This window comes from Bifidobacterium sp. ESL1118 (assembly GCF_058505595.1).
In genome coordinates, this window is the sequence record NZ_CP196371.1 from 1,936,423 (window position 1) to 1,954,270 (window position 17,848).

The 17,848-nt window shown below is 51.9% G+C and carries 11 protein-coding genes; 7 read left to right on the forward strand and 4 right to left on the reverse strand.

Translation table 11 applies throughout. The features are described 5' to 3' along the window. Positions 1-185: 185 nt before the first annotated feature. The gene (locus ACSYSS_RS07870; protein WP_491704280.1) at positions 186-1,145 is read left to right on the forward strand and encodes a glycosyltransferase family 2 protein; all 960 of its coding nucleotides are present in this window, start codon (positions 186-188) and stop codon (positions 1,143-1,145) included. Positions 1,146-1,222: 77 nt separating this feature from the next. Here ACSYSS_RS07870 and ACSYSS_RS07875 read toward each other — a convergent pair whose 3' ends face one another. Beyond that, entirely contained in the window at positions 1,223-3,943 is a 2,721-nt protein-coding gene (locus ACSYSS_RS07875) for an RICIN domain-containing protein (RefSeq protein WP_491703463.1), read from the reverse strand. A 203-nt stretch (positions 3,944-4,146) separates the two neighbouring features. Between ACSYSS_RS07875 and ACSYSS_RS07880 the strand changes: the two genes are divergently transcribed. From ACSYSS_RS07880 to ACSYSS_RS07895, 4 genes are all read left to right on the forward strand, one after another. Further along, positions 4,147-5,694 (forward strand): hypothetical protein, encoded by a 1,548-nt coding sequence (locus ACSYSS_RS07880; RefSeq protein WP_491703464.1) that lies wholly within the window; start codon positions 4,147-4,149, stop codon positions 5,692-5,694. A gap of 99 nt (positions 5,695-5,793) precedes the next feature. Further along, on the forward strand, positions 5,794-6,672 hold the full coding sequence (locus ACSYSS_RS07885; RefSeq protein ID WP_491703465.1) for a sce7726 family protein: 879 nt from the start codon (positions 5,794-5,796) through the stop codon (positions 6,670-6,672). Positions 6,673-6,677: 5 nt separating this feature from the next. Then, positions 6,678-7,679, forward strand: a complete 1,002-nt coding sequence (locus ACSYSS_RS07890) for a sce7725 family protein (RefSeq protein ID WP_491703466.1) — start codon at positions 6,678-6,680, stop codon at positions 7,677-7,679. A 15-nt stretch (positions 7,680-7,694) separates the two neighbouring features. Further along, positions 7,695-8,852 (forward strand): RES family NAD+ phosphorylase, encoded by a 1,158-nt coding sequence (locus ACSYSS_RS07895; protein WP_491703467.1) that lies wholly within the window; start codon positions 7,695-7,697, stop codon positions 8,850-8,852. 135 nt (positions 8,853-8,987) lie between these two features. Here the strand turns inward: ACSYSS_RS07895 and ACSYSS_RS07900 are convergent, their stop codons facing one another. Continuing rightward, on the reverse strand, positions 8,988-11,171 hold the full coding sequence (locus ACSYSS_RS07900; protein WP_491703468.1) for an LTA synthase family protein: 2,184 nt from the start codon (positions 11,169-11,171) through the stop codon (positions 8,988-8,990). A gap of 194 nt (positions 11,172-11,365) precedes the next feature. Beyond that, complete coding sequence (locus ACSYSS_RS07905; RefSeq protein ID WP_491703469.1) at positions 11,366-13,015, reverse strand: FAD-dependent oxidoreductase; 1,650 nt, start codon at positions 13,013-13,015, stop codon at positions 11,366-11,368. A 126-nt stretch (positions 13,016-13,141) separates the two neighbouring features. Here ACSYSS_RS07905 and ACSYSS_RS07910 point away from each other — a divergent pair, with 126 nt between their 5' ends. Both ACSYSS_RS07910 and ACSYSS_RS07915 read left to right on the forward strand, forming a co-directional pair. Next, a complete protein-coding gene (locus ACSYSS_RS07910; RefSeq protein WP_491703470.1) occupies positions 13,142-14,161 on the forward strand; it encodes a CPBP family intramembrane glutamic endopeptidase in 1,020 nt (339 codons plus the stop codon). Positions 14,162-14,337: 176 nt separating this feature from the next. Further along, the gene (locus ACSYSS_RS07915; protein WP_491703471.1) at positions 14,338-15,279 is read left to right on the forward strand and encodes a CPBP family intramembrane glutamic endopeptidase; all 942 of its coding nucleotides are present in this window, start codon (positions 14,338-14,340) and stop codon (positions 15,277-15,279) included. Positions 15,280-15,639: 360 nt separating this feature from the next. On the opposite strand, the gene ACSYSS_RS07920 is transcribed toward ACSYSS_RS07915, so the two are convergent. Continuing rightward, positions 15,640-17,790 (reverse strand): S1C family serine protease, encoded by a 2,151-nt coding sequence (locus tag ACSYSS_RS07920; RefSeq protein WP_491703472.1) that lies wholly within the window; start codon positions 17,788-17,790, stop codon positions 15,640-15,642. Positions 17,791-17,848 lie beyond the last annotated feature (58 nt).

A 17,848-nucleotide genomic window follows, 5' to 3' on the forward strand; every position in this document is an offset into this window, starting at 1 on the left:
CAACCGTTAAGCCACCCTGGCTCTTCATCCTGAGACGTTTCTTCATCATCATCCTCGCCGCTACCAACGTATTTACCTTTGTAAGATTGTGTCATATTACCTATACACAGCTCAATAGAGCACTCTTGCCAAGGCGTTCGAAGACCTTCGTGGCTTTGTACCAGAAAAAATGTAAAATAATCACTATGCAAGACCCGAGAGAGAACAGTGAACCCGTAGTCGCAGTACTTCTACCTTGTTATAACGAAGAAATGACCATCGGCAAGGTGGTAACGGATTTCAAGATAGCTCTCCCAAACGCTGCAGTCTATGTCTACGACAACAATTCCACCGATCGAACCGCATCACTCGCGCTGAAAGCCGGCGCAATCGTGCGCAAAGAACCTCGGCAAGGCAAAGGAAACGTCATACGCGCCATGTTCGAAGACATCGATGCCGACGTGTATGTCATGGCCGACGGTGATGACACCTATCCTGCTGAAGCGGCCCCACAGATGGTGGACAAAATCCTCGAAGGCTATGACATGGTCATTGGAGACAGGCTGAGCTCAACCTACTTCCAGGAGAATAAAAGGCCTTTCCATAATTTTGGCAATAAATTGGTTCGCGGGTCAATCAATTGGCTGTTTAACGTGCACATCAACGACATCATGACCGGTTATAGAGCCTTCTCATTCACATTTGTCAAGACATACCCGGTGCTCTCACGAGGATTTGAAGTCGAAACCGAGATGACGATTCACAGCCTTGATAACAATCTCCGCCTCTACGAGCTGCCCATTCAGTATCGGGATAGGCCGCAAGGCTCAGTCAGCAAACTTGACACGTTTGGTGACGGCATCAAAGTGCTGTCCACCATTTTCCAACTCATCCGTGAATACAAACCACTGCCCTTCTTCGGCACGTCGGGCATAGTGTGCGCATTGATCGGTCTTGGCTTTATGCTCAGTGTGATGATTGATTTCTGGAAATCCGGCGTAGTCTTACGCTTTCCCACACTTATCGGATCGATCATGCTCGTCATCGTTGGCTTGTTGCTGTTCGTCACGGGCATCATTCTCGACATCATCGCAAAAAACACCAGAAAGACGTTCATCGTCGATAACAATAAATTCGCGTTTCTGCATAGGCACAATTCGCTCTAGTCGCATTAGAGTATGGAAAGCCATGACGAATGTCCCGTACCATGGCCTTCCATACTTCCTCACTTATGGCCTAAGTCTTAACTAAACAGCCAAATCTGCGAACTCGTACCATTGTCAGTGTACGTCTGGAGCTTGGTGCCATTTGCAGAGGAACCGTAACGAGCGTCGAGCACGATATTCTTGTCCAATGCCGATACCAGTTTGTACCCATCGCCTGATTTTACAGCAATCCATTTCTGCGACAGAGTTCCATTTGATTGATATTGCTGAACCAATGCCCCCGGTGTATGACTGCCATTATGCACATCAAGGACCTTGCCGCTCAACACACTCGAAAGAGTTATATATCCTTGTGAATCATGACTTACACGCCAACGCTGAGATTGTGTGTTATTCGACCTATACAACTGCAATATCACAGAATTTTCCTTTGAACCATTGGGCACATCAATCTTTTGGGATGAATTCAACTTCGTACCAATCGCATATACGCCATCTGCAAGTTCTTTCCTATTTGCGGCTGCAAGCTCATCAATATCGTCTCTCGTTCCTCTAGCCTTAGAAAGCGTCCAGCTCTGCGAGAGCGTACCGTTGCCGGAATAGAGTTGCAGCCTATTGCCATTATGCGCAAGACCTGAGGGCAAATCAATCGCGCTATCCGCCGTACACGCGGAATAAAAGGCATACTGACCTTGCTTGATTTCTCGGACAGCCCAATGCTGTGAACAAGTACCATTACTGGCATATTGATCAATTACAGCGCCATTAGTCTGTATGCCGGAATTCAAATCAATGACTTTGCCGGAATTCACATTGGAAATCTCATAAATCGCATTGCCGACTTCGCGGAAACGATATTTTTGCGCATCGGTGTTGTTCCACTGATATACCTGCAACCGTACCCCGTTAGCGGTGGAACCAGAAGGAATATCAAAGACTTCATTGCCGTCGATCGTTGAATTCACACGTACCGATCCGCTAGGTAAAGTTGATACGGTACTTAAAATGAATTGCTGACTGACTGTATAGTTAGGTTCCCAAAGCTGTAGTTTTGTATTATTATTTGTGCTACCCGATGGCAGATCAATCACCCAATTGCCCAACTTGGACTGAATATACATACCACCATTACCTGCGTCGCGGAGATACCAACGTTGTGAACTTGTATCATTAGAAGTATATTGTTGCACCGAAGCTCCAGCAAAGGCCTGACCATTGGGAACATCCAGCGCCTTACCGGAATGCACATTTACTATCTTATAAGAATTATCAGATTGCTTAGTGAAACTGAATTGTTGAGCACCAGACTGACCAGCATTGAGTAGTTGAATCCGAACACTATTAGATGAAGAAGCATCTGGTACATCAAAACCAGACGAATCAAGCTTTCGGGAACTGATATAGTAACTGTTGTCATTCACCACGATTGCCCTATGACTACTGATTGGCGTTGAGACCGCGCTCCCCCACGGCCAACCTTCCGCATAATTGGCGTTCCCGAACGCATTGATGTCCACATTGCCGATGCCCGGCACGTTACCATTGTCGGCATACTGCCAGCCGCGCTCATTGGTTGAGTAATTGAAACCTGTGCGCGAGCCGTAGCTGGCCACCCAGCGGGTCTTGGAGTGGATATTGCCCGAATTGAGCGCCGTATTGAGGTAATAGGTATAGGAATACACCGAAAGATTGTTGTAACCGGCGGCCTGCATCTGCCCATACCACGAGTTCACGATGCCGTCGTAGGTCCATGAATCCGTGGGGTGCGGGTGGCCGACCCATGAAAATCCCTCCAGATCGTAGAACGCCGGGTAGCTCAAGTCGGATGGGCCTACGCCGATCTGCCTGAGCTTCCTCGCCAAGTCCGCGCCTTCCTCGCTGGCACCGCCGTTATCATAGGCATACGAATACAAGTAGACACCGAAGGGAATGCCCAGCCGCTTGCATTCGCTCACATTGCGTTGCGCTTGGTAGTCAAGTCGATTGTCCCATCCGTAAGCGATGCGAATAATGGCACCATCCACACCGGAATTCTTCACGGCCTGCCAATCGATGGTTCCCTGGTGCTCCGAAACGTCGATCACGCCTTTGGCCTGCTGAGCGAAAAGATTGCCACCGGCCTCGAAGAATGCAGGCGAGCCGTTGTAGGAGCCCCAATATGCCCCGTATTGGTTGTTCTGCAACGCCGCATTCCTTACTGTGGGTCTCTGCGAATTGCTCTGACTTGAATCGTTGGAGAGCACAGCATTGCGCGCTTTGCCGCTCTTGGCGCTCGTTTCCCTATAGCTTGACCCTTGAGCGTGATTCTCAGAACCATCGGCATCGCTCTGTGCAGACTGACCTTGCTTCGAAGCCGTTGCGTCACCACCCTTGGCTTGCACAGCGCTCTTCACCTCACTGGCCTCAACTGGAATGAACTTGCGTCCATTGGTTTTCGCCAAAGGATCGGGCTGCTGGGTCGCCGTGCCCACAATCTTGGAATCGGTCACTTTCTCGCCGGTTGCAAGATTGACTGTGGTGCCGTCGCTCTTCGTCGCCAGGTTCGGCGCCACCACGGTGGCATCATCCGGCACGGCGGCACTCACCTTGCTCGGAAGCTTCTGCGAGGGGTTGCCCGGCATTGAATCCGAACTGGCACCACTGGTCTGGTTCTGGTCACCGATGCTCTGCGCCGCAGCCGGCTGCGAGCCGACCATCCTATCTGACGTGGCAGCCAAAGCAGGAGGCGTCGCCAATACGCCGAGCAATGCGGCAGCCGATCCGAGTGCCAATACTTTCCGTACAGAAAAACTAGACATATTCATCATTTTAGTACATCCCCAAGCTAATTCACACTTCCTCAATGCCTCCACCATATAAACGCCCTTCTACCTGTTTCACTGCAAGATTTAAAGACTCAGACTTGAACGACCTCGCCACTCAGCCCGCTAATCCAACGAACCCACACGTATACGAGCAGTCCATGAAGCTATAGAATTGCTCTCAGTAAAAGAGGCCGAAAATGACAGAAATGTGTAACGAAGCTAATACTTCTTCTGAGAACAGAGTTGAGACCATAGCTGAATGCGTGGTTGGCATAGCTCATATTGTGTACTCAGTATTATTGTTTCTGACAGCCGCGGCTTTCTTAGACACATTACTTTCATTTGCAAAGCAGCATAGGTCACCGAAGACCACTGGCGATGCCATAGCAGCATATGGGCTCTTGGCAATAACCGTTATTTGCCTTCTGATTGAGATCGCGGTTTTTGTTGCTTGCATACGAGACTGCTTCGAGCAACGATCTTTAAGATGGTTCATGCGTACTTGGCCCTATGTTGTTGCAAGCCTTGCTGCATATATAGGATTTTGTGGGGTCGATTTTTGCAATCCTACGGATTTAGGCAAAGCGGGCAATGGAATCGTTGCTGATATCAATAAGGGTAGCATTCCCAAGGTTATAGACATTGTTGTCTCTTTCATCATCGTGAATTATTGTTCCAACTTGTGGAATGACCGTGTGTTCCCGGCAAAGAAGTCATATAAAAATCTGTGCACAGAAACCGACAATGCTAGTTCAAACAAAAAACAGCAAAGCCATCAATCGCTCTGGAAAAACGTGCGGCGCAACCTTGAGGAATTCAATCTCAAAGAGACGATTAAGAGCGACATTCCCAAGTTTTTACCAGGCATGCTGCTTTGTGTTCTCGGTGGTTTGCTGCTTTATATCGTTCTGGTTCTATGCAAATCTGTTTTTTGGAAAATTTTACTTTGCTGTGGTTGCATTGCAGTGAGTTTAATCGGCGCTGTTCTTGTGGCAAACACATTCTATGACATAGCAAAGTCGAAGTTTAGTGGAAAGTGCGCGTTTTTACGTGCATTGTTAATAGGAGCACTAGCTTTCTTGTTTGCGTTCGTTACCTTAGGATTTGGCGGCCTTGCGATATCGATTGGATTCTTCAGCATAGGCCTTTGGGGGGGCTTGTTCGCCATCATAGCAGTAGCGGGCTCCATGATAGGCTTTTACATTTTCAACAAACGTACATACCCAAACTGGCAAACTAAAATTGTTTTGATTGCAAATACAATTTATTTTTTGCTGTTGTCCTTAATGACTGCAGCGTTAGGCATGACTGGCGTTAATAATCTATTTAATCAGCAGGATATGCAAAAAGCGGTGCAGCTTCTGTTTTATACAGCTGTGGCACTATGCCTCGTCTTCTTGGCTGTTGAGACTATCGCGCTCCTGTATGCGTTCAAGGACGTATATGAGGGATATGCAACTCGTTGGTACATCCGCACTTTGCCATTTGCACTATCCGGCATAGGAATACAAATCATAGTTTTGAAGGCACTCAGCATACCTCAAGACGCTGCAAACCTATTGCTCGACATTGTGAATCAGCTGAAAGGCCAATCCGTTTTGGATCAGGTTTCCATACTTTGGGACATTGTTGGAACCGTTGCCACGTATCTGACTGTGAAATACGCCAAGCAACTGTTCAACGAGCGGATATGCCCTAAGGAGCATGCTTTCAAAGAGTCCGAAGCGGCAGAAATACCATGTTGACGACGTTGATACCATTATGTTCATAAGAGTTTTCTTACTTGCAGACGGGAAAGAAAAACCTGCGAGGTCTGAATTATTCAGGTAGAGGGAGATCACGCCATGGACAGTGTGGACGTTTGCTCCCTGAACCATGTGTTTACCACAAAAGTCTTCGATTCTTTGTTATCCACGGGATTCAGCTCTGTGCTCAACGCTGCAGTCGAAACCTGCATGCCAATGGCTTTGAGCGAATCGATGACGTACCAGGATGTGTTCTCCGGTTTATACAACTTCTTGGCCGAGCATAATCGAAACGAATATTTCTACCAGAATACGTTGTTTGAGAAAATCTTGGTGAAGAAGCATAGCCTGCGCACAACCGTGGCATTCCGCCAGCTTCGCGTCGGTGAATCCATCGCCGATTTCGTGATGATCAATGGCAAGGGCAAGGCTTATGAAATAAAGTCGGACCTAGACAATTTTGATCGGCTGAAAACTCAAGTATCCGATTACTTCAAGGCATTCTCCTATGTGACTGTGGTGGTGCCGGAACGACATTTTCAGAAAGCGATTAACGCATTGGCCAAGTTTGGTGAATTTGGGTCTGCTGCTGGCATCTATGCCTTGACCCCTCGTCAGGCGATCAGCGCCAGACATATTCGCGAACCCAAAGAGTATGACGCTTTGCTCTCTCACCGTCATCTGTTTGCTATGCTGCGAAAGCCGGAATACGAACGCCTGACCTATCAGGTATTCAAAACACTCCCCGACGTACAGCCGGTATTCATGTATGAGGCATGTCGTGATTGGTTCGAACACCTTCCGATTCAAGATGCCCAAAAATTAGTGATGCAGACATTGAAATTACGTAGGCCAAAAGAACGGCGCCAGCCCGACCACATGCCACTTGGGCTTGAATCAATGGTATATTTTGCCAATGGACGGTATACTGGTAATCAGTTGCATACATTATTAGATACAACCTATCAAAGGGGATGAGGCTCATGACATATCGGTACTACCCATATCTTCGTGGTCGTCAGGAAGAACTTCTGGCGTTGAAAAACCTACTCAACGACGATTTATTGAGTCCGCTTATCTTGCCAGTCATCGAGCCGGTAAAAGCCTCCTCTACCCTGTTGAGTACCTTGAATGTTTTCCGCGAGAAAGACAGGAAAGTCGTCGTTGTGCTGAATCCAGAGTATGGCGATTTTGATAGCACCGATGATACACAAGTCAAGGAACTGGAACGTTTCGTCGACGATAATTCCAGCGTGATTCCAGCGGTTATCTTCAATGAACATTGGGAACGTTACCGCACATGCATCGAGGCAATACAGAATATGGATGATTTACTATGCATTATGCGGGAAAATAGATATGAGCGAGATGGGGACGGCAAGGTCATTGATCTCGCCAAACTGAATCCTACGAGGCTGCTGTATCAAGATACGGCAGTGGTAAAGAAAGATTTCAACGACACCTTGGTCCAGGGTACGAATACTCGTGCAACGGAAACAATCAGGCTGCATGATTCCTTCCCGAGCAAACCCCGGAACGCCGACTACATCGACAGTGAGCCACCGGCTTACAAAGATGAGCTATTTTCCACTGAACACCTGAAGTATATGGACCGGGGGGACAGTGGTTTCGCGGATTTCTCAATTGTGGGTTCCGGCTATCGCAAAGGCGGTTGGGCCGCTCATGCCGTTGCCATCCATATGGTATATTTTGGCGATGATAAGCAACTTATGGTAAGGCATTATGTGTCGAAGTCAAGCAGCGATTATCACGAAGGTGGAACGAAGTTTTTGCAAGCCGTCAGCTTGATGATGAAGGACATGAATTCTGGACTGTTAGAATCGAGCGCCGCTTTGGATATGTTTCAAGATTATTATGAAGGCCAATCATTCCCAGGGCTTGGTGTGGCGAAACGGCTATCGATCATGCACCATCTCGAGCTGATGGGACGATACCTTGATGGGCAAGCGGCAACGAGAAAGTAAAGGAGTTGCAATATCATGCCTTCACAATGTTGTGAGCAGTGCTTTTCGGATGCAGTGCTGACTGCGCAGTTGCAGGCTACCTATACGTCTTCTGGGCAGCTGCCGCCAAAGGAGATATGCAGCTTCTGCGGTTCATCGGACGTAGAAGTTTACTCGTTAGGCATCGTCGGCGACACGCTACGTGATGCACTTGGGCCTATTATCGATTTGTATAGTGTGGCCGGCGCGGGCAGGGGTGGACGATCTTTGGCGGCATCGCTCAAGAAGGATTGGGAGTTTGTCAGCGACAAGATGGACGATGCCGCAATGCAACGATTGCTTGATGCATTGTATGGCGACTCGGATTCACATCGGAAACTAGTCAAACCAAATGTCATTCATCAAGCAGTCACGCTTCAAATCAATGATGATGTACGAGCTCTGAGTGTTGGTACGTGGAGTGACTTCTCCGAGGAGATCAAGCATCTTAATCGATATCATGTAAAAACTCTTGCAATTGATTCGTTGAAGATACTGCTGGCCCAATCCATTGTGGATTGCACCAAGGCTCATCTGGTGCGTGCCCGCATATCATACGATGGATGCGGATTTGGGCCAGACGGCATGAAAGCTCCTCCCCAAGAGCGTGCAAGTGCCGGTAGGATCAATCCTGCCGGTATCAGCGAGCTCTACTTGGCCGACACCAAAGAGACCGCATGCATGGAAGTGCGTGCTGGCGCATTCGATGTGGTGTCATTTGGCCACTTCGCGGCAAACGAAGATTATCTGGTGCAAAGACAGAAACAACACATACAAGTTGTGGACCTATCTCAGTTGGAAAGACTGAGCCCCTTTGATATTGAGGGTATTGATGATATTGACGATGCCAATATTTTAAAAACCTATGCGGCTAATCACCAGCTGTTGCACGATTTGCCTCGAGAATTCGCAAAGCCGATGCGCAGCAGCGATAGTCCGGTGGAATACGTTCCCACCCAATATGTTGCTGAATATATCAAATCAGTCTGCAAGGAGCTGGATGTGGATGGGGTGAAGTACGATAGCACGCTCTTCGCAGGAGGAGCGAACTATTGTTTCTTTGATTCGGAAGTATTCAAATGTGGCGATGACGTGGAGACTGAGCGTATTACGTCGCTAACATACAATAGAGAACCCTATGGTACAGTCAGTTAACCTTGCTGGGCTATTCAATAACACCATCATCGTTCCCAATCCATGGTCAAACAAGGTATGCTCATTATGACTGTCATTCCATAACTGTCGTAATATCTTGATGACAGTCATATTGACATGCATACATATTGCTCCTCACGGCATCTGCATAAAGTTCATATCCTTAAGATAGTTCTTGCCGCACGAAACATCGTACTGAATCAGCTTGTAATCGTTGAGCAGCTCCTTGGCCTTCGCAGAAAGCTGCTTGGGCTCAACTCTTTGGCCGTTGGCATCAAGGTACACCGGATTGTCGTCCGTCCCCGCCGAAGCCGGGATGGACATGGCCGGCACTGCGGCGTGCAGCTCGGTGAGGAACGCCAGATACGATGACACTTTCGCGCCCAGATGCTGCGCCGTCTGTTCCATGAAATAATTCGATGAAGTGTACTGGACATCAGCATCCTGCAACTTCATGCCGTGTGCCGCAGAAGCCTGGTTCGACCAGATGAAGTAATCGGTCTCATGCAGGCCGAGAATATTCTTCGGATCCTTCGATGCCGTGTCGTAGATGCCCGGCAGGTGGTCGCCGTAGAAAATCACGGTGATGGGCCGGTTCACGCCGTCAAGCTGGTTGAGGAAATCGAGCGTGGCCTGGTCGGTGTAACTCACACCCTTGGCATACGTATCCACCGAAGTGCGTTCGGTGTCTGAAAGGCCAACAGACTCATCTTCGCTCTTGAATTGATTGTTCTGATACCAGTCGTCGTATGGCAAATGATTCTGCATGGTGAGCACCTGCAGGAACTGGTTGGCGCCCTTGTCGGTGTTCAAATGGTCCAGCACATTCTGGTATGTGCATGAATCGGCATCGTACCAGGCCGAATCAATCGGGGCGCAATCCTTGATCGGCGTCTTGTCGTTGTCGGTCGTCCAGAACTTGTTGAAACCGAACTTCTTATAGTTCACGTCTCGGAAGTACATGTTGCTGATATAGCTGTGCACAGCCTGCGAGCTCTGCTTGCCGTAAGCGGCGTTCCAGATCTGGTCGAAGGCCGGAGCCCATTTCTGCTTGGGCACAAGCTGTTGGTAGGGCACGGAAAGAGAGGGGTTGAAGTTGGCCATAGACATGCCGGTGAGCGCCTGATACTCAATGTTCGCGGTGCCCCCGCCATACCCTGGCGAAAGCATGAAGCCCGAAGTGGTCCCCGCCTTGATGTTCCTGATGTTCGGCATCGGGTCTTCGCTCAACGAGATTCCGGGCACGCGCAGCGGGTCGGAGAACGACTCGGAAAGGATCATGATCACCGTGTTGTCAGTGAGTTTGCTGGCCCGCGACTTATTGATGTTGACGGCCTCGGCTTCATAGCGCTTGGCCACGTCACGCATCGTTTGCTCGCTATACCCATCGGGCTTGTCCATGGCCTTGACGTGCATAAGCCGCAGGAAATTCATGGCCGGACCGTTGCTGGTGGCGTCCCCGAGCCCATTCCATACCTGGGGTGCATCCCCCATGGAAGCGGCCCACTGCTTTGACCACGAATTCGGAGTTCCAAGAGTCCATGTGAAGGAGAAAACGAGCGCGAAACTCACCACCACGGCCACAACGCGCGTCACGTTCCCCGCAATCACCTTGGCATTGGCCATAGGATGGCGCCAGTGCGTGGTGATGAAGCCACGGCGCTTATCAAGCACCTGCAACAGCAGGCAGGCAACGACAAGCAGAATCAGTATTTTGACGAAACGATGGACAATTGCCATTTCGTTAGGCGGAATAAAGGAGAGGATGCTTTTGGTGTTTCCGCCCGAAACGAAACTCAGATCGGAGGGCAGCACCGGTTCATTGCGAAGCTCGACCTTGAATTTATTGGCCACGGCCCACACGATCATCACCGCGCCGAATATGGCGGTGGCACCCCAGAAACGGTTGATGAACACGACCAGGAAGAGGTATATGAACCCTAGAACAATGCAGTTAAGCAGGAATCGGTTGTCATGGTGAATCCAGACGTTGCTGACAAACGTGGTGACTTGCGCCACAACACTTTGCGATTGACGCGTCGCCAAGTCCATGGAGGGATCAAAATCAGGGTCTTGGTACATGCCCCACTGCAGCAGGCACACCGAGACAGCCGTAACGAACAGAAACACCACTGCATACAGCACATAGGAGAACTTCCAGCGCTTGTTCCAGATGCGCTTCCATGATTCCCAATAGGGAGAAAACCTAGACCATGCCGGCTCGAACGGCTGTTTGATGCGAGATGCCAACTCACGCAACCGATGCGTCTTTACCACATCATCCGAACCAGCAGCGGCATGCCTACCTATACTTCCCATACGATTGATAATCCCCACAACTTACATAGCTCTCACGGCCATGGATAATCCAGCATTGTCATTACTGCACTTGTTCAAAAACTATCGATGGCCTCTTTTAACCGGCACAACATATTAGCAAACTTCTACCTACATATTCAACACATTTACCTATTGTCGCAGACCCGGCTGAGAAAATTCAAAGAGAAATGCCGTTATTCACCGTGGGCGAGCGCACGCAACTGCTCGGCATCGACCACCTTCTTGTGTTCACGGCCTTCCTTGGCGCCTTCGGCACGCTCATAGGCATCCACACGCTTCCACCCTGCAAAGTCGATGGGCTTTACGCCGCGCTCGGCAAGCAGTCGGTCGATGGACTGCGGATCACGGTCGGTGGCATTGGCACAAGTGCGCTGCGCCTCATCGACCAGCCCCGAAGGCTCAGAGGCGTTGGAGATCCTCGCGGCACTTGGCTGCTCTGCATCCTCAACACTTCTCAGGGTTTCAGCAACGACTTCTCCGACCTTGGTCTCAGCGGCCTTGGCACTTCCCTGGCCGGCAGACGCGGCGCCCCTTGAAGCAGCCAGATCCTCCAGCATATTGCTCACGATGGCCAACGCGTCGGATTTGGTGGAACCGATCAAACCAACAGGCCCACGCTTGGCCCAGCCGGTGGCGTAAAGGCCTGGGCACACCTCGTCGGCCTTGCCGTTTTCGATACCTGCCTGGGTGCAGATGCGGCCATCCTGGTTGGCCAAGACGCTCCTGCGGGTGTCGTACGGCACCCCTTCCACGCTCGCGGGCTTGTAGCCGATGGCGTGGTACACGGCCTGAACGGGATATTGGGCGAATTCCCCGGTCCGCCTCATCACCCCGTCGGCACCGGTTTGAGTGCGCTCCACACGCAGACCGGTGACCTTCCCATCCGCGCCCAGCACTTCCACAGGGTCGCAGTTGAAATGAATGTAATATTTCTTGTCGGCAGGGTTCCCTTCAAAGTCGGTGCCGCCATTGCCGTTCTCGTCGGCATCCGCGGCCATGTCTTCTGCCATGTCACGCACGGCATAGAGCTCCTCCACCATCTGGCGGGTCAGTTTGTCTTTCCCTGCAGCCTCGATGGTGTCATCGTCCAGTTCGAAGTCATCGTCGTTAACGATAATCTGCACGCCCGGCAGCTTTTCAAGCTCCCGCAACTCCTGCACAGAGAACTTGGCCTGCGCCACCCCTCTGCGGATGAACAGGTGCAACTCACGAGCCTTGTTGACTTTGATGCCCTCATACACGTTGTCGGGAATGTCGGTTGTGGCTTTGAGATCATCGGCCCGGCGCATCAGCTCACGCGATACGTCCATGGCCACGTTGCCGCCGCCGATCACGGCCACCTGGGTGGCATCCAACGGCCATTCATGCGCCCCGGTGGGGTATCCGTCGTACCATTCCACGAATCTGGCAGCGCCGTAGACACCGCTGAGGTTTGCACCAGCAAGGTCGAGCGGCTTATCGGCCACGGCGCCCGTGGCGAACAGCACAGCGTCGTATCGAGGCATCAGGTCGTCTAGCGTGATGTCCTTGCCGAAGTCCACGTCACAATACAGATGAATATTAGGATTGTCGAGCGTCTTCTCCAAAGCCCCGGCGATGAATTTGATGGCAGGGTGGTCGGGGGCCACACCGTAACGCACCAGGCCGAACGGCACTGGCAGCTTCTCGAATAGATCGATGCGGGCCGTGGTGGGCAAGCCCAGCTCTTCACCGCGCTTGGCCAGCTCCTTCAAGAAGATGTCGGAAGAATACACGCCTGCAGGGCCGGCTCCGACGACGGCGATGCGCAGTTCATTTTGTTCGGTTTCGTTGCTTTCATCCATGCCCCCACTGTACCGCAACTGGTGGCGACACGGCAAGATGTCTATGGAGCAGGCGCGAAGACTACGTTACCGTTGTCCAATACAGCGGCGATGCAATTTGATCGCCCCAAGCAACGCAGGAGAGTCATGCAGCACAATCCGGAATCGGCCCATCCGAGCCCACATCCACTAGGTTCAGCCAACGATTGCGAACAAACAGAACGCCAAGCCGAACATCATGTAGGGCAAGCCTCAGCCGTCACGCTCACGTATTCAATCTTGACGGAGGCCATAAGTGGTCTTGCCTTATTCGGTGTCATTCGCTTTACCCATGCCTTGGGCGGAAACAACAACTTGCAGTCGATTGTGCTCTCGCTGCTGACGGTCATCGCCGATATCTTCGCAGCCATCATCGTCATTGCCGTGTTCAGCCGAACACAGCTGGGTAAAAGAACCGGGTATTTCTGCGGTGTGCGTTTGCGTTCCCGCCATGCCATGACCCTTAAAGACTGTGTTCTGTGCCTGCTGGTCACCACGGGGGTGGGGAAAATCGGAACCTTCATCGGCGGTGCCGTGCAGGCGTTGTTCAATGCCCTCGGCTGGTCCGGAACATCGACAAACGACACTGCCACAAGCCTAGGCACAGGTTCAGTCGTAGGAATGGTTTCCTTTGGCATCATCGCTCCCATCATCGAAGAAACCGTGTTCCGCGGGTGCGCGATGCCGATGCTGGAGCGATACGGCAAACCGTTTGCCATCGTCACCACTGCAGTCCTCTTCGGCTGCATGCATCAGGACCTTGTTCAGGGCATAGGCGCCGGCCTCTCAGGCCTGGCATACGGATGGGTGGCTTCTGAATATTCGATCACATGGTCGATGGCGATGCACATATTCAACAACTCCATACTGAGCCTTGGCATTCCCATGCTGATGGAACTCTTCAGGGGCGACGATCAGCTAGTTGCCTTGGGAGTGAACGCCATTGCGATATTCGCAATCATCGCCGTCATGATTGCCATGTTCATCGCCAAGAGAGCAAGTATACGCACCTACTTCGCCCAAAATGCCAACATACCGCACGTTTTCAAATCATGGCGCTCACCCCTGTTTCTCGTCACCATAGCCTTGTCGGTTGCCGTGGCGCTGTTGAGCGTTATACGTCCATAGTCCCTAACGCACCAATCGCCTCATCGAATGGCCATACATGTACGCCACGAACCTGAGATGCATAACAAAGTCAGTCCATATGTCTGCTGACAGCATCCGAAAACGGGTATAATCTTTTCAACTGTGGAAAAACCGCAAGGACCACAAAGACAAGACTGGTACATGAAGGCAGAACAATGATCAAACAAATGCGCAAGGCAATGAATGCTGCCTCGGCAATCGCCATTCTCTTTCTTGTCATCAAGTACGGTTCTTCAATAGCCGAGTCGGCGTTTGCCGCAAAAAACAAATCGTACGACAACGCGGGATTCTATTCGTGGATAGACATACTTTCCAGCATCGTAGTCGTTGCCGTTATCCTCATCGGAATTAACTTCAGCAAACAAGGCCGCGAACACCGTGAGGGTTGCGTACTCAACGTCCGCGTTCAGTCCCGGCAGAAAATGACCATTCCAAGGTTCATCCTCTGCCTGCTTGCCGTCATCGTGGTGGTGTCCGTAGCCAACCTTGTAGGCTCAGGAGTTGAGGGAATCGACCATCAGTTGGGCTTCAATACACCGACCTCGGAGGACCTGATAAACCGCGATCTCGCATCATCAGGCGTCGCCTTCGTATCCGTGAACATCGTCGCCCCGATTGTCGAGGAACTGGTTTTCAGAGGCACCATCATGCCAAGGCTGGAGCGGTTCGGCAGTCTGTTCGCCATAATCACCTCGGCCACAATGTTCGGCCTGATGCACCGTGACTTTCCACAAGGTTCAGCCGCCTTCATCATGGGGTTGGCGCTTGGATGGGTGGCCAACAACTACTCAGTCATCTGGTCCATATTGATGCACATGTTCAACAACCTCGTCCTTGTATCAGGATGCGACTGGCTGACCACAAAAATCGGCGAAGATACCGTCGACACCACCACCAACATCGTTTTCTTTGCTGCTCTTGCCATCATATGCGTCGTGCTGTACCTACGGCGTAGACAGATAAAAACATATATGACGAATGGCAGAAGCCAAGTCAGGCATCCTTACCTATCCTGGATATCACCTCTGTTTATCATCCTGGCATCATTCTGCATTGCAGAGGCGGTGCTGTCGCTCCTCAATATTTCACTGTTCTGACCGCAATCAATGATGATTGCCGGGATTTCGACAATTGAAGATTCCAACAACCTGAAATTCCAGTAACACCGACAACCCAAGGGTGAAGCATCGTAGCGGATTCCCTCCAATACCATGGAATCCGTATTCCCGTACATCAGAATCATATTAATATACACCTCTTCTCCGTGCATGACAAGACAGGGCAACGAGGCAGAAACAACAGCCCAATTGACATCATCGCGGGAGAATCAGACCGACCACGCTTTATAGATCATCAGGTAAAACGCAGATGGTCCATGCAGTTGAAATGCTGCATGGACCATCCAATTAGGCCTTCAACGACTCATAAGGAAGAGCGCCTAGACACCCAGCGATTTGTTAGAAGAAACCGAACGGATCCCAAAGGCCGCCATCGTCTCCATCGCCGTTGCCGTCACTATTGCCACCGCCGTCGCCGTTCCCGTTACCGCTGCCGTTCCCGTCGCTGTTGCCATTGTTCTTCTGCTCCTGACGGTTCGATCCAGTGACCTGCTTCTCCTCTTGGTCAAGGGTGACATTCACATTCATGGTCTTGCCGCCACGAACCACCGAAAGCGCAACCTTATCGCCGAGCCCAGCCGCACGAACATAACCGAGCAATGCAGCGTTGCTGCCTACAGCGTTGCCGTTGAATGCCACAATCGTATCGCCCTCTTTGAGGCCTGCCTTGGCGGCCGGGCTGCCGGACGAGACTGCGGTTCCATCGGATCCTTTGGTGATCTGGGCGCCACTTCGGGTCACGCCGTCGGCCGTGGCAGTGGCCGACTTGATGGTGATGCCGAGCATGACGTGCTTGACTGAGCCGTCCTTCACGATTTCATCGGCAACGCGCTTGACGAGGTCCGAGGGAATGGCGAAGCCGATTCCGATGGAGCCGGACTGGCTCTGCGAGGAGGAGGACGCCGTGGCGATGGAGGAATTGATGCCGATCACTTGGCCCGCGGCGTTGAACGTGGGGCCGCCGGAGTTGCCGGGATTGATGGCCGCATCAATCTGCACCGCGTTCGTCACGATTTCGGAGTTGCTGTCGTCCATCACGCTCACGGGGCGATTCAGTGCCGAAACGATGCCTGTCGTCGAGGTGTTGTCATAGCCCAACGGATTGCCCACCGCCATGATGTTCTCGCCCACGGCGAGCTTGTCGGAATCCGCGAACTTCACAGGGGTCAAATCCTTGGGAGCGTTCTGCAACTGGATGACCGCCAGATCAGTGGTGGCATCCGTACCCGTCACCTTTGCCTCATACATCTGGCCGTTGGCCAGCGTGACCTGAATCTGTGTGGCGCCGGAAATCACGTGGTTGTTGGTGACGACATGCCCGTCAGTGTCGAGAATCGCCCCCGAGCCCTTGGCCTCGCCTCCCTGAATCCTGGTCTGAATGGAAACCACGGAGTTCGAAACGGACTTGGATACGCTGGTCCAGTCGGGGGCCGCGCCTCCCTTGACCTTGGCACTGCCCCCACCCGACGAGTTGGAGGTGATGCCGGACATGGAGCTCGAATCATGGATTGGCACCCAACCGTTGACCAGCCCTACGTACCCTACGCCAAGGCAGAGAATCGCCGTGAGAACGGCTGAGACCACGGCCACCAGCACGTTGTTGTTGCCATTGCGGCTCTTGGCCTTGCCGGCACCATTGGAATTGCCGCCGTTGAAGCCATTCATGCCATTGCCGGCACCCGATCCGTATGGAGGTACTGCTCCAGGTTGACCCGGCATGGTCTGCGTCGGCGCACCGGAGGCACCAGCGCCTTCAGCAAAGCCTTGATCATACTGCGTGGTCGGTTGTGAATCGGTGCCGGCGTTATCACCGCCATCGCCAGTGGCCGCTCCATCGGAACCGTAGCTCCCAACGGGTTGGCCGTACTCGCCGGCAGACTGAGGCTGACCATATTGGTTCGTGGGCTGAGCGTACTGCGCATTGCCGCCGTACTGGCCACCCTGGCCACCTGCGTTGGTTGCATACTGGCCGTACTGAGGCTGAGCGTACTGCCCATATTGAGGCTGTTGGGCGTATTGCCCGTACTGTGGCTGCATCGGCTGGGTTGGCTGATTGTCTTGCCCGTTGCCCACATACGGATTCGCGGTAAAATCTCCGCGAGCTGCTACGTTTTCGCTACCCTGACCTGCCTGTTGAGCCTGACCGGTTTGCGTTGGTTCCGATTGCGGTTGATTGGCCTGCCCAGCATGATCGCCGGAACGGAGTGAGTCAGCGGCATTCATCGATTGGGTCGAATCAGTCGAATCGGCGGGATTCGTCTTTTGCCCGGCATCACTGGAAAGGCTCTGTGCGCCATCCGCCACACTGCCACCATTCGCGCTTGTGCCATCCGCGGCACCGGCTGCGGCATTCGAATTATTCACATCAGCGGACTGCCCGTACAGTGCATTAAACGGGTTGGAACTATTATTCTGGTTCGTTTGCTGAGTCTCGCGTTGCGAACCATCCGACTGCCCGCCGGCTGTCGGCCTGTCATCATCTTCAGCCATGATCGCTCCTTAACTATTACGTGCCAGCCGAAAGACCGGCACCTCATGTAAATCTCCT